Genomic DNA, 13,418 nt, shown 5'->3' with positions numbered 1-13,418 from the left:
CGCACCAAGCGGTTGTGCCACGGATTCCCCCGATCCGCGCGCCGACGACTGCAGGCTACATATAGGAAAGGTTTCCATGAATCGAGACGCACTCGTGTGGTGCCTGGTTGCGGCGACGGTGCTCGCCGTCGCCGCCGCCCTGGTGCTCAGTCGTCGCAACAAGGCCATAGCGGCGAAGAAGCAGCAGGCCGAGGCCGCGCTCACGCAGCGGCTGAGCGAGGCAGACCTGCAACTGACCGCTTTAAGAGCCGAGTTGCAGCAGCACCAGGACGAGCACGACAAGACCATCCAAGAAGCCGAAGAGGCGGCCGAGGAGAGCACCAAGGCTGTTCTCAAGGGTTCCGCGCGCTTTCTGCAGAGCCTTGCCGCGGAACAGCTGGCGCTTCTTGAGGAAATCCAGCGCAAGTACGGCGGCCATTCCGTCCTGGGCGATTTGCTGGAAGTAAGTCACGCCAATGCACAGATGGCCCGCAAGGCACAGGGCATTGCAGTTATGTGTGGTGCTCCCCTGGGTCGCCGCAATAGGCCCGCGAGCGTTTATGACGTGGTGCGCAGCGCGCAGGGTCAGATTCGCAACTTCCGGCGCGTCGAAATCATGCAGCAGACCGGTTTTGCATTGAAGGCGTCCGCTGTTTCTCCGGTCGCGCTCGCCGTCGCCGAACTTCTCGACAACGCTGCCAGCTTTTCTCAGCAGGGCTCGCCGATCGAGATCACTTTCCAGCGGGTGCAGAAGAACCTGTGCATCGTCATCGACGACGCCGGTGTCGGTATGAGCGACGAGGACCGACAGAAGGCCTCCGCGCTGCTCTCCGGTGACTTCCGGCCCCGTCTTTCCCATCTCGGAAACCAGCCCAAGTTCGGTTTCCCCGTCATCGGCCTGCTCGCGCAGCAGTACGGATTCCGGGTGGACGTGACCGGTGTCTCCCGCTACGGCGGTGTTCGAGCGGTCGTACTCCTGCCCGAGGAGCTGTGGACCGAGGAGGAGACGGCGCCGGCCGAGGACGCTCAGGTCAGCGGTATCCGCGGGGCCGTCGGCCGACCGGAGCCCGTGGCCCGTACCGCGCACGGCCTGCCCCGGCGTGGAGCCCGCCAGGTGCCCATCGCCAGTGTTCCCGACCGGGACGCCACGGAGTCGCCCGCCGCGGCACCGGAGGACGCCGGCCGTGCCGCGGGCCGGAGCCTCGGAGCCTTCCAGCGCGGCACGCTCTCGGGCCGCAATCTCGCCTCGGCGCCGTCCGAAGGGTCCGATGACGCATGACCACAGACCTGTCGTGGATGCTCGAGGACATCGTGCACAACGTGCCGAAGGCACGTCACGCTGTCCTGCTGTCCGCGGACGGCCTTCCCCGGGGCGCGACCGACGGCATGGCCCAGAAGGACGTGCGGACGATCTCCGCCGCCATGGCGGGCATGCAGTCGCTCAGCCGCGCGACCTCCCACTTCGCCGGGCCGGGGGAAGACAGGCAGTGGAACCAGACGATCATCGAGTTCTCGCACGGCTGGATCTTCCTGATCGGCGCCGGGCAGGGCGCCTACCTGGCGGCGGCCGCGGCGCCCGACGTCGACATGCAGCAGATCTCCTTCCGCATGCACCGGCTGGTCGCCCGGCTCGGCAACAACCTCACCTCCCCGCCCCGGGTGACCTCGGACGGCGTCGACGGGCTCTCGGGCCGGGCCGGGGCACAGCACGAGGCGGGCGGCAAGGGGGTCCCGATCGCGGACCTCGACGAGGTGGTCGGTGAGGTGCAAGGCGCCCGCCACGCCGTCCTGTTGGGCTCCGACGGGCTGCCCCGCGGCGCCACCACGGGCATGAGCCAGGACCTGGCGGACACCATCTCAGCGGCGATGACGGGGATTCACGCCTACAGCCGGGCCACCTCGCAGTTCGCCGGTGTGGGCCAGGAAGCGCAGTGGCGGCAGACGGTGATCGAGTTCCAGCACGGATGGATCTTTCTGATCTCGGCCGGCCGTGGTGCGTTCCTCGCCGCGGCCGCCGAACACGACGCCGATATCGAGGAGTTCACCACCCGGCTGCATCAGGTGGTGCCCCGGCTGAACGCATATTCGGCACCACGCGGGGAGGCGAGCCGCACGTGAATGACGAGCCGGATCAGGAACTGGAGCTGACCTCCGCATTAGTCCCGCTCTTCGTGATCACGAACGGGCGTGCCCTGCCCCCGGACAATGCCTACGAGCGCACGACCCTGGTGTCCGCGCAAGAGGGTGCCACTGCTTCGGCTCGCACGCTTTCTCCGGAGGCGCGGCAGGTTCTGGAGCTGGTGACGGAGGGTTTTCTCTCCGTCGCCGAAGTGGCCGCACACACGCACCTGCCGCTGGGGATCGTGCGGATTCTCCTGGCGCAGATGGAGGAGAGCGGTCTCATCATCGCGCGGAAGCCCGTGCCCCGCGCCGAACGTGTCGACCGAGAAGTGCTCAACGCCGTACTCGACGGCCTCAAAGCCCGATTCGGAGCGTGATTCGTGTACCTGGATTCAGGTGTCCTCACCGCGGTGAAGATCCTCGTGGTGGGGCACTTCGGGGTCGGGAAGACCACGTGCATCGGCAGCATCTCCGAGATCGAGCCCCTGCGGACCGAAGAGGAGATCACCGAAGCCAGCGTGGGTTTTGACGACCTGTCGGGGACTCCGGACAAGACCACCACGACGGTCGCCATGGACTTCGGCCGACTGACCATCAGCGACGAGGTGGTGCTCTACCTCTTCGGCACGCCCGGTCAGGAGCGCTTCAAGGAGATGTGGGAGGAGCTGTCCCGGGGGGCGCTGGGCGCGCTCGTCCTCGTCGACCCGGAGCGGCTGTCGGAGTCCTTCCCGGTCCTGGACCTGGTCGAGCGGTTCGGCCTGACGTACGCCATCGGCGTCAACCACTTCGAAGGCACGACCGACTACCCGCTCGCGGAGATCCGCGAGGCGCTGAACCTGTCCGACCGGACGCCTGTCGTCTCCTGCGACGTACGGGACCAGCAGTCGTCGGCGCAGGCCCTCATCACCCTCGTCCACCACCTACTGACCCTTCTCAACTAGGAGTCACCCCCAAATGCAGCAGCGTCCTGGCATACAAGGGCCACCCCCCGGCTGCCCTGCGCACGGCAACGTGCAGCTCTTCGGCCCGCAGTTCGGCTCCGATCCCGACGCCCACTACGAACACCTGCGCAGCCTCGGGCCGAGCGCGCCGGTCGACATCGCCCCGGGCGTGGAGGTCGAGCTGGTCACCAGCTACGACGCCGCCCTGTACATCCTGCAGAACCCCGCTTCGTTCGTCCGGGACTCACGGCGCTGGCGGGCGCTGAACGAGGGACGGGTGCCCGAGGACAGCCCGGCCCTGCCCATGATGGGGTACCGGCCCAACGCGCTGTTCAGCGACGGAGCGGCACACGCCCGCCTCCGCCAGGCCGTCACCGACTCGCTGGCCACCATCAACGAGATCCAGCTGGTGCGGCAGACCCAGCAGTCCGCGGACTACCTGGTCAGCCGGTTCAGTTCCGACCGGCTCGGGCAGGCCGAGCTGATGGCCGAGTACGCGCAGCCGCTGCCGCTGCTGGTCTTCAGCGACCTGTTCGGGTGCCCGCCCGAGATCGGCGACCGGGTGATCGTCGGCATCAGCGGCATCTTCGACGGTACGCCCGGTGCCGACCAGGTGCTGGGCGAGGCGCTCGGCGAGCTGATCGCGCTCAAGCGGCGGCGCCCCGGGCACGACCTGACGACCCGTCTGATGGAGCACTCCGCACAGCTGACCGACGAGGAGGTGCTGCACCAGCTCGTGACGCTGCTCTCGGGCGGCACCGCACCCCTGTCGGCGACGATCGGCACCAGCAGCGCGCTGATCCTCGGCGAGGACTGGCAGACCGGCCTGCCGGTCGAGGACGCGGTCGGCCAGGCCCTGTGGAACTACGCCCCGATCGCCAACTACGCGGCCCACTACCCCACCCACGACGTGGAGTTGGGGGGCCGGATGCTCCGCGCGAACGACCCGGTGGTGATCTCCTTCGCCGCCGCCAACACCGATCCCCGGCTGGCGGAGCACCGCGAGCAGCTCAGCGCCAAGGCGCATCTGTCCTTCGGGGCCGGGCCGCACGCCTGCCCCGCCAAGGACCCGGCGTTCGTGATCGCCGTCACCGCCGTCGAGTCCCTCCTCAACCGGCTGCCGGACATCGAAGTCCGGGTGCCGTTCAAGGACTTGAGCTGGGTGCCCGCTCCCTGGAGCCGCTCCCTGGTGGCCCTGCCGGTCCGGTTCACGCCCCGTGCCGTGGCGCCGACGCCCGCTCAGGCGGCGCAGCAGACGCCCACGCCCACGCCGCACCACACCCCGGGCCTCGCACCGCAGCCTGCGGTGTCGGCCGCACCCAAGGCCAAACCGGGTCTCTTCAGCCGGTTCCTGGCATGGACCAGGGGAGAGTGACGTAGGCAACTCTCCACGGGAATAGTCATCTTGTATGTATCAGTCAACGGGGGGGTATGCATGGCGGCTGATACGTGAGAGCAAGAAGGGGACATCGTGGAGATTGCGATAACTCCGCCCATCGACAGACGATTTGCCATTTCGCTGTTTTCCCGCTTAAGAACGGCGAAAGGCCAGGCCAATCCCTTTCCGATCTACGGAGAGCTTCGGTCGAGGGGCGGAGTCGTCGCAGCCCCCTGGGGCGGACACCTCGTCACGGCCTTCGACCTGTGCGACCAGGTCCTGCGCAGCCGCGACTGGCTGGAGCCCGACGCATGCTGGCGGGAGCAGCAGGGAGACGGTACGCGCTGGACAGCGCCCTCCTCGCGGGAGATGAGCCGGACACTGCCCGCTCTCAACCCTCCGGACCACACCTGGGTGCGCCGGTCGGCGGGCATGTTCGACCGCGCCTCCCTGGAGCAGCTGAGCGGAACGGTGGGCCGCATCACGACCAGGCTCCTCGACTCGCTCGCCGAGCGGCTGCACGAGGGCGAGGCGGACTTCAACGCCCTGGTCGGCGAGGAGCTGCCCGTTGCCACCATCGGGCACTGGCTCGGGCTGCCGACCGCCGACTTCCCCCGGCTGCGGGATCTGACCCACGACCAGGTCTTCACCCAGGAGCTGCTGCCGTCGGCCAGCCAGCTGGCGAAGTCGGACGCGGCCACGGCGGAGCTGCGGACCTACTTCACGGACCTGGTGCGCGAGCGGCGGGCCCGTCCCGGTGACGACCCCGTCTCGCGCTGGATCGCGGTGTGGGACGGCATGGAGAGCGACCGCGACAAGGCCGATGAAGCGGTCTACTACCTCGCGTTGTTCGTGCTGCTGGCAGCGCTGGAGACCACGTCCACACTGCTGTCGACGATGACGCTCCTGCTGCTGGAGCACCCCCGGCAGTGGGACTGGCTCACCGTGCACCCCGAACTCGTGCCCGCCGCTGTTGAAGAATCGTTGCGCTACGACCCGCCCACGCACGTCATCAGCCGCGTCTCCTCCCGGGACGGCGTCCTCGGCGGAGTCGAGGTCCGCAAGGACGAGATGGTCCACCTCATGGTGGGCGCGGCCAACCGGGACCCGGCCAAGCACGAGGATCCCGAGCTGTTCAACCTCCACCGCAAACCGGCGCACCTCGCCTTCAGCGGTGGCATCCACTACTGCCTCGGGGCTCCCCTGGCCCGTATGGAGGCACAGACCCTGCTCCACCAGCTGGTCCGGCGTTTCCCCCGCCTGACCCTCGTACGCAGGCCGTCGTGGGCACCCCGTGTGGCCTTCAGACGCCTGCTGAACCTGGACGTCGCCCTCTCATGACCGACATGATCAACACCTCCCCCCACTTCCCCTACAAGGCGCTGCACGTCGAACACGACGGGCCGGTCCTGAGGGCCCGTTTCAACTCCTCGGGACAGGACAGCACGCTGACCGTCGCCGCCCTCGACGACCTCGCCGCCCTGCTCCACAGCCTCCACGACCGGCCCGACATCCGGGTGCTGATCCTCTCCGCCGCCGGCGAGGACTTCTGTCTCGGTGCCGACCGGTTCGAGTACCAGACGGCGCTGGCCGAGGACCCGACGGGAGCCGCCATGCGCCGGATCGCCGACAAGGCCTACCGCGTGTGCGACGCGCTGGAGAACACGCACGCGGTCACCATCGCCAGGCTCCACGGCAAGGTCGTCGGCGCCGGACTCGCGCTCGCCTCCTTCTGCGACCTGCGCGCCGGAGCCGACAGCTGCCGGTTCCGCATGCCCGAGATCGGCCTCGGTCTGCCGCCCGCGTGGGGCGGCGCCATGGGCCGTCTGATCGTCGAGGGCGGAGCCGCCAGGATCCGCGAACTCATGCTCACCTGTGAGACCTTCGACGCGGTCACCGCCCACCGGCTGGGCCTCCTGCACAAGGTCGCCCCGCTCGAAGAGCTGGACGCGGCCGTCAACGCCTGGGTGCGCCCGCTCGTCCGGCGCTCCCCCGAAGCCCTCACCCTCACCAAGCGCATGTTCGCGGGTTACTCGCGGGCCAACCGCACGGCCGACGTCGCCCTGCTGGACGCGCATCTCCTCACCGCACAGCTCAACCAGGCCCGCCCCCAGCGCGTGGTCGAGCACTCCTAGGGAACCGACGCCCGGTCAACGGCGACTGGGCGGCACCCTGAACCCAACTGCGCGTGCCTTGGCGGACCTTCGGGTGCGTGGTAGCTTCACGCGGTGTCCAAGATCGAGATTGACGCGGTGACGGCCGAGTTCTTCGGCGCCTTCGACAACCGCGGCGGCAGACCGGCCGACGTGGCACGCATCCGCCGGCTCGTTCTCCCTTCCGGCGTCATCGTCATGACCGGCCCGGACTTCACGGTCTACACCGTGGACGAGTTCATCGAACCTCGCCGGCAGCTGCTGTCGGACGGCCGGCTCACCGAGTTCTCCGAGTGGGAGACCTCCGAACGAACCGAGATCGCGGGCGACATCGCGTCCCGCGTGTGCGAGTACAGCAAGTCCGGGATCCTGCACGGCGAGCCGTACGAGGGCGGCGGCACCAAGACCCTGCAGTTCGTGCGCACCCCGGACGGTTGGCGCATCGCCGCCCTCGCCTGGTACGACCGCCCGTGAGGAACGAGCGTCGCCTCCGTCGCCTCGCCGTCGGTGAGACCGTCTGGTACTGGACCGTCCGGCACCGCGTCGGGCCCACCCACGGCGACTGCCGCCTCACGCTCTCCTTCTGCACCGGCGGACCCGCCAAGGGTGTCGGCCGCCGGCTCTCCCTGGTCTTCGCCCCCTGCGTGCTCGGGGTTGTCTCGAACACGTACTTCGAGTCGGGCACCGTGGTGCGCCTGCCGGACCGCAGCCACCTCAACCTCTACGAGCCCGGGGCGGCACGCCGCCTCCTGGACGCCGCGGCACCCGCCCTCCATGCGCAGCCGGCGGTGCGGAACGTGGCGGTGGACGGCTGGCCGTACTTCGCCGAGGTCGTCGACCGCGCGGACCAGCCGGCCGGCGGCCACGAACCTGCGTGAGGCGGGCCGCGCCCGGGTGGCACGGCCCGCCTCCGGCCGATGACGGATGGTTCTCGGACGGTCGGCGCGCCTTCGGTCAGTGCACCTTGTTCCGGGTCAGTGCACCTTGTGCAGCTTGTCGAGGGCCTTGGTGAGGCCGTTGGCCCACAGCTGGTTGACGCGGGCGCGCTCGGCCGCGTTCGGGTAGCGGTTGGTGCAGGACGTACCCGGGCCGCCGCCCGACATCAGTTCGCTGCACGGGCCGCTGTAGTGGTCCGGCAGTCCCAGCACGTGACCGGTCTCGTGTGCGGCGACGCGGATGGAGTCGTACTGCCGGTTCTGCGCGTAGTCGAGGAAGATGTAGCCGTTGCCGTGGCCGTCCGTGGAGGCGTAGGACCCCTCGGGGTCGTTGCCCTCGTAGTAGGCGAAGTCGGCGCCGCCCGAGGTCGCCTGCAGCTTGACGTTCGAGACGGAGCTGTTCCATATCGACGCGGCGCTCGATATCTGCGAACGGAAGCTCGGCGCCTGGGAGGCGTCGTAGTAGACGGTCACCGACCGCAGGTCCGGGTGCGCCGCCTGCTTCCTGGCGACCGAGGCGAGCACGGCCTCGAAGAACGCCTTGTTGTTCGCCGTCTCGCCGGCCGGGCCCGTGTAGCGGGCGTGCGGCGTGGCGGTGGAGCCGGTCGCCTGGGCGCTCGCCGGGACCGCGGTGCCCAGCGCAGCGAACGCCAGGCCCAGGCCGAGCGCCAGGACTCTCCTGGAGGCCTTCGCGGAAGGGGAGGACGTACGGATCGACGTCATGTGGGGGGCTCCTACTCGTTCGTGTGGGGTGGTGAACGGTGGGTTGCCCATGAGTCTGAGTCAGCCCCGCGGTCGGCGGATGATGGCAACCGGGGATAGCGTGCGGCTATCACGACCAACTCCGGGCGTTCCGTTGGCGTTTGAACATCTGGCGCCTCATCAGGCACAGCCCTTACCCTCCGTGCATGGAGCTCGAGGTGAGGCATCTGCGCGTTCTGTGCGCCATCGCCGACGCCGGCAGTCTGCACCGGGCCGCTCGCGAACTGGGCATGGCCCAGCCCTCGTTGAGCACCCAGCTGCGCCGCATCGAGCAGACGCTCGGCGGCCGGCTCTTCACCCGTGACCGTACGGGCAGCCGTCCCACACCGCTGGGACACATCGTGGTCAGTCGGGCCCGGCCGCTCGTCGCCGAACTCGCCGCGATCGTGGCCGAGACCAGGGCCGCGGCCGCCCGTGCCACGGGCGGTCCCCGGCTGCGCATCGGCGCCACGGCCAGCCGAGCCCTGCCGGGCTGGCTCCGCCGGCTGCGCACCCGTGTCCCGCCGGTCGAGCCGAGCCTCCAGATGGACGTGTCCGCGAACTCCCTGCTGCGCATGGTCGCCGAGGGCAGGCTCGACCTGGCGTTCGTGCACGAGGTCGAGGGCAGCCCGCTGCGCATCCCGGCCGGGTTGCGCCTGCGGGTCCTGGTGGAACGCGAACCGCAGTTCGTCACCCTGGCCGCCGACCACCCCGCGGCGGCGCGGCCCGAGATACCGCTGACCGACCTCGCCCACGAACGCTGGATGATCGACTCCACCGTCGACGGCGAATGGGACGGCCTGTGCCGGGTCCTGCGCAAGGCGGGGATCGAACCCGACCTGCTGCACGGCGACTACCTCACCGCCTACTCCCTGGCCGCCATCGGCGAGGTCGTCACGGTCAGCCAGCCGACCGCACGCCCCCGCCCCGACCTCGCCATCCGGCCGCTGCGGGGCGACCCGATAGGGGTACGGCTACTGCTCGCGGCCCGGACAGCGGCGGAACTCGACAACGGTGTCAGTGAGTTGGAGGAGGCCTACTGGGAGGCGGCCCAGCAGGCGCCGGCGTATCAGGAGTGGCTGGAGCGCAGAAGACCCGGACGTCCGGCCCGGCCGCTCCGCTCGGTACGGACCTGAGGGTGTCGGACTTACGGACTGTCGCCCACTCGGCCGAGCGATGAGTTCCGGGAGTCCGCGGGGTCAGTTACGCGGCCAAGCACTCGGCACCCGCCCGGAAGGACCCACGCAGTGACGAACATCCACGTGACCGAATCCGACCTGGAGCTGCCCGACGGGCGCAGACTGCACGTCTACGACACCGGCGCCGGCGGATCCGGTGCTCTCCCCGTCTTCTGGCATCACGGCACACCCAACGTGGGCCTGCCGCCCAGGCCCCTCTTCCCCGCCTCCGCCCGGCTCGGGGTCCGCTGGGTGTCGTACGACCGCCCCGGATACGGCGGTTCGACCCCGCTCGACGGCCGCGGCATCGCATCGGCCGCCGCCGACGTCGCCCACATCGCCGATGCGCTCGGCATCGACCGGTTCGCCGCCATGGGCCACTCCGGGGGCGCCTCGCACGCCCTGGCGTGTGCCGCCGTACTGCCGGAGCGGGTGCTCGGCGTGGTCGAGGTGTCGGGTCTGGCCCCGTTCGACGCCGAGGGGCTCGACTGGTTCGCGGGCATGGCCGCGTCCTGCCGGGCATCACTGACCGCGGCCGCGGCGGGCCGCGAGGCCAAAGAGCGGTACGAGGCGGAGGCGCTGTACGACCCCGAGATGTTCACCCCGGCCGACCACGCGGCCCTGGCTGGTGACTGGTCCTGGTTCGAGGAAGTGGTCAAGCCGGCCGTGGCCGCCGGTCCAGGCGGACTCGTCGACGACGACCTGGCCTACGTTCACCCCTGGGGCTGCGACCCCGGGTCAGTCACAGCGCCGGTCCTCGTCCTGCACGGGGGTCAGGACAGGATCGTGCCGAGCACCCACGGCGAGTGGTTGGCGAACCGCTGCCCGCACTCGGAACTGGTGCTTCGGCCGGCCGACGGCCATCTCTCCGTCCTGAACGGTGGGAGTGCCGCGCTGGAATGGCTGGTGCAGCATGTGAAGCGATGACCCCCGACAAAGCCGGGGCTCTGTACAACCCTTGGGCGGTGACGGAGGTCTCCTGTGCGGGAACGCGCGTTCCCGCACAGTTCAGCTGTCCGTAGCAGCCGCTTCATGCAGAGGATTTCATGCCCCCCACGCTTTCCGGCCCGCGTGTCCTTCGCCAGACCGCCGGTGCCGTCGGTGCCGTCGCCCTGATCGCGCTGGGTGCCGCGCCCGCCGGCGCCGCAGACGCGGGACCCGGCCTGGTGCTGGGCAGGATCGCCCCGATCGACGGCGTGCAGCCCGGCAGCGAGTTCGCGGTCCCGGCCTCCTTCACCAACACCGGCACCGCGGCGCTCGGCAAGGTCTGGATGTCGTACTCGGTCACCCGCGGGCTCAGCCACACCGAGGTGCCCTCCAACTGCCTGCGCTACGAGATCCCCTCCTTCGACGAGGCGCCCAGCTCCTCGGACGTGGTCTGCGAGTTCGACCAGCAGGTGGAGCCCGGCGTCGTCTACGCGCCCGACCAGACCCTGACCCTGAAGGCACTGGACCGCGCGCTGTACGACGAGCTGCGGGTGACGGTTGCCACGTACGACCCCGCGTTCACGGACGCCGGCCCCGCGCCGGTGCGGGGTACGGGCCCTGCGGTGAAGCTGGTCGAGCGGCCCGACGAGACCCCGGCCGCCCCGGGCTCCGCGCGGCACGAGGAGTGGGACGCGGCGACCGTGCAGGTGACCGCGGAGAACACGGCCGACTTCCAGGTGACCGACGTCCGGCTGAAGGGCAAGGTCGGGGACACGGTCCCGCTGGTGGTGAAGTTCACCAACGCCGGGCCCGGCTGGGTGCTCCGGGAGATCGGCGCGGGGGCGACCCGCGTACACATCAAGGTGCCGGCCGGTACGTCGGTCGCCAAGACTGACGGCTTCTGCGAGAGCGTGGGGTCGCGGACGTACGAGTGCGGCACCAGCGAGGCGTGGGTCGACGAGAACAGCGGGGAGACGTACGAGTTCCGGCTGAAGATCAACAAGGTGGTGTCCGGGGCCAAGGGCTCGGTGGCACTCGCGGGAGAGCCCCGGCCGTTCGACACCGACAAGGCGAACGACACCGCGGACATCCTGCTCGACGTCTCGGGCGGCGGCTCCACGGGTGGCAGCGGTGGCAGCGGCTCGACGGGCTCCACCGGGGGCTCCGGCACGGCGTCCACCGGCGGTTCGGGTTCCGGCTCCGGGTCCGGCTCCAGTTCGGGCTCGGCTTCCGGCTCCTCGTCCAGCGCGACGGGCGGCACCGCCACCACCGGCACCTCGGGTTCCTCCACCACGGGTGGTGACCTGGCGAGCACCGGCGCCGGTCCGGTCCTGCCCCTCGCGGCGGCCGCGGCCGGGGCCGTGGTCCTCGGCACGGGCGCCGTCCTGGTGGTACGCCGTCGCGCCGGGCGACGGCGGTGACGACAAGCGGGCGGGGCGGGCCTCGGCCCGCCCCGCACCGTCAGTAGCTGGAGCCCAACGTCGACGTCGTGTAGGCGCATTCCGTGTAGATGTACCCGGACCGGAGCTTGGCCGTGTCCGAGGCCGGCGTGGCGGTGCTGTCGCCGTGCGGCTTGTGCACGAAGTACGTGGTGCCGACGGGGAGACTGAGCGTCCGCTGCGGGTAGTTCTTGCCGCCGTTGCAGGGCTTGAAGCCGATCCTCAGCGTGTCGACGAGGGAGTACGACTTGCAGCTGCCGCATCCCTTGAGCGTGAAGCTGCCGGTGACGGGGCCGGTGTAGAGGACCGTGACGTCGTCGGGGCTGTCGTTCTTGACCGTGACGCTGATGCTGCCGCCGGAGGCGGTGGTGGGCAGCTTCTTCCCGGCGGCCGGCAGGGTCTGGGCCACCTCGGCTCCGATGGCGATCTTCTTGGCCCGGTCCCGGTTGCTGCCGTTCTTGTTGTCGGAGACGTACTGCTCCATGGTCTTCTGGGCCTCGTCGTAGTCGCCGTCCTTGTACTGGTCGACTCCGCAGGCGTACTCCCCGGCGTTGCCGCTCCGGTCGGCGCGATCGGCGGACTTGGTGAGACCGTCGGCGGCGTTCCCCGACGACCCGGACAGGGAGGTGATCCGGGTGTTCAGGTCACGCAACTGCTCGACGGCGGTGCAGGGTTCGCCGCCGTTCACGGCCTTCTCCGCCTTCTTCACCTGCGCGTCGACGGCGGGTGCGACCTTGGACGCCGACGGGGACTGCGGGAAGGTGTCCAGCAGCTCGCCGAAGCGCGTGACCCAGTCGGCCTGGCCCGCTGTCAGGCCCGCCCGTCCGCACTCGTACAAGGAGGTGGCGAGCCGGTCGTCGGGCCACTCGCTCAGCGAGCCGAGTGCTTTCTTCGGCATCGTGCGGGGCACCGTACGCAGGTACTTCAGCGGCTCGATCGCATCGCAGTACTGCTGGTGGCCGTAGGCCGCGCCGACCGTGGTGTAGTAGGTCCGCAGGCGGTCGGGGACCTGGTCGGCCGCGCGGGAGCCGGAGTGGTTGACCGCGAGGTCGCGGTAGACGTCCAGGGCCTGCCCGTAGTCGGACCGAGCGGTGGAGAAACTCTGCCGCCCTGCCGCCGTCACCTGCTGGTCGGCCTTCGCGAGGCGATCCAGCAGCGCTTGCTGTACGGCTTCCTCGTGGGCGTCGTCGTACCACACCGCGCCTCCTGCCGGCGCGGCGAGCAGCAGCACACCGAGCAGCAGGGCGAGGTGCGCTCTGCCGGGCCAGGTGAGCCGGTTGCGCAGGCCGACGATCGCGCCGTGCACGGCCGCGAGCAGGATGAGGGCGCCGTAGAGAGTGAGCGCGGCCCCCGGGACGCCGTCGGCGTCGGCGGGCAGGGCCACGAGCAGCAGGACGACGGTTGCCGCCAGGCAGGCGGCCATCAGGACCCATCTTCGGACCAGCGCGTACCCGAGGCCGAGTCCGCTCAGGTTGAGCACCGCGACGGCGGCCGCCCGCCAGCCGTCCGGTGGCGCGGGCGGCGGAGTCGAAGGCATCGGTGGTACGGCGAATGACTGGTGCGGACCGTACGGATCGGACATGGTGGGCTCCCCCCGTCAACTGCCCCCGAAAAACTGCGGATCGG

The 13,418-nt window shown here is 70.1% G+C and carries 14 protein-coding genes; 12 read left to right on the top strand and 2 right to left on the bottom strand.

The window, feature by feature from the left end:
• The first annotated feature begins 76 nt into the window (after positions 1-76).
• The 9 genes from CRP49_RS33900 (at position 77) to CRP49_RS33860 (ending at position 7,450) form a co-directional block, all read left to right on the top strand.
• Entirely contained in the window at positions 77-1,258 is a 1,182-nt protein-coding gene (locus CRP49_RS33900) for an ATP-binding protein (protein WP_097256787.1), read from the top strand.
• On the top strand, positions 1,255-2,097 hold the full coding sequence (locus CRP49_RS33895) for a roadblock/LC7 domain-containing protein (protein ID WP_257033576.1): 843 nt from the start codon (positions 1,255-1,257) through the stop codon (positions 2,095-2,097). The genes CRP49_RS33900 and CRP49_RS33895 overlap by 4 nt, the downstream gene beginning before the upstream one ends.
• The gene (locus CRP49_RS33890) at positions 2,094-2,477 is read left to right on the top strand and encodes a DUF742 domain-containing protein (protein WP_094222555.1); all 384 of its coding nucleotides are present in this window, start codon (positions 2,094-2,096) and stop codon (positions 2,475-2,477) included. The genes CRP49_RS33895 and CRP49_RS33890 overlap by 4 nt, the downstream gene beginning before the upstream one ends.
• Positions 2,478-2,480: 3 nt before the next feature.
• Positions 2,481-3,041 carry an ATP/GTP-binding protein gene (locus CRP49_RS33885; RefSeq protein ID WP_097256786.1) on the top strand — a complete coding sequence of 187 codons (561 nt, stop codon included), beginning with the start codon at positions 2,481-2,483 and terminating at the stop codon, positions 3,039-3,041.
• A gap of 13 nt (positions 3,042-3,054) precedes the next feature.
• Entirely contained in the window at positions 3,055-4,416 is a 1,362-nt protein-coding gene (locus CRP49_RS33880; RefSeq protein ID WP_097256785.1) for a cytochrome P450, read from the top strand.
• Between the two features lie 96 nt (positions 4,417-4,512).
• Positions 4,513-5,760: a cytochrome P450 gene (locus CRP49_RS33875; protein ID WP_097256784.1), complete on the top strand. Its 1,248-nt coding sequence runs from the start codon at positions 4,513-4,515 to the stop codon at positions 5,758-5,760.
• Positions 5,757-6,554, top strand: coding sequence for an enoyl-CoA hydratase/isomerase family protein (locus CRP49_RS33870; RefSeq protein WP_097256783.1), 798 nt, complete (start codon positions 5,757-5,759; stop codon positions 6,552-6,554). The genes CRP49_RS33875 and CRP49_RS33870 overlap by 4 nt, the downstream gene beginning before the upstream one ends.
• A 93-nt stretch (positions 6,555-6,647) precedes the next feature.
• A complete protein-coding gene (locus CRP49_RS33865) occupies positions 6,648-7,046 on the top strand; it encodes a nuclear transport factor 2 family protein (RefSeq protein WP_097256782.1) in 399 nt (132 codons plus the stop codon).
• Positions 7,043-7,450: a hypothetical protein gene (locus tag CRP49_RS33860; RefSeq protein WP_097256781.1), complete on the top strand. Its 408-nt coding sequence runs from the start codon at positions 7,043-7,045 to the stop codon at positions 7,448-7,450. The genes CRP49_RS33865 and CRP49_RS33860 overlap by 4 nt, the downstream gene beginning before the upstream one ends.
• A 96-nt stretch (positions 7,451-7,546) precedes the next feature.
• On the opposite strand, the gene snpA is transcribed toward CRP49_RS33860, so the two are convergent.
• Positions 7,547-8,230 (bottom strand): snapalysin, encoded by a 684-nt coding sequence (gene snpA / locus CRP49_RS33855; RefSeq protein WP_097256780.1) that lies wholly within the window; start codon positions 8,228-8,230, stop codon positions 7,547-7,549.
• A gap of 185 nt (positions 8,231-8,415) precedes the next feature.
• Here snpA and CRP49_RS33850 point away from each other — a divergent pair, with 185 nt between their 5' ends.
• The 3 genes from CRP49_RS33850 (at position 8,416) to CRP49_RS33840 (ending at position 11,774) form a co-directional block, all read left to right on the top strand.
• Positions 8,416-9,384, top strand: a complete 969-nt coding sequence (locus CRP49_RS33850; RefSeq protein ID WP_097256779.1) for a LysR family transcriptional regulator — start codon at positions 8,416-8,418, stop codon at positions 9,382-9,384.
• A 120-nt stretch (positions 9,385-9,504) separates the two neighbouring features.
• On the top strand, positions 9,505-10,353 hold the full coding sequence (locus tag CRP49_RS33845; RefSeq protein ID WP_218893003.1) for an alpha/beta fold hydrolase: 849 nt from the start codon (positions 9,505-9,507) through the stop codon (positions 10,351-10,353).
• A 119-nt stretch (positions 10,354-10,472) separates the two neighbouring features.
• Positions 10,473-11,774: a hypothetical protein gene (locus CRP49_RS33840; RefSeq protein ID WP_097256778.1), complete on the top strand. Its 1,302-nt coding sequence runs from the start codon at positions 10,473-10,475 to the stop codon at positions 11,772-11,774.
• Between the two features lie 40 nt (positions 11,775-11,814).
• On the opposite strand, the gene CRP49_RS33835 is transcribed toward CRP49_RS33840, so the two are convergent.
• Positions 11,815-13,329 carry a hypothetical protein gene (locus CRP49_RS33835; protein ID WP_179851834.1) on the bottom strand — a complete coding sequence of 505 codons (1,515 nt, stop codon included), beginning with the start codon at positions 13,327-13,329 and terminating at the stop codon, positions 11,815-11,817.
• Positions 13,330-13,418: the final 89 nt, after the last annotated feature.

The sequence above is a fragment of the Streptomyces sp. Ag109_G2-15 genome (assembly GCF_900215565.1).
GTDB lineage: Bacteria > Actinomycetota > Actinomycetes > Streptomycetales > Streptomycetaceae > Streptomyces > Streptomyces diastatochromogenes.
Note: the sequence above shows the minus strand (reverse complement) of the source record. Positions and strands in the feature narration are given on the sequence as shown.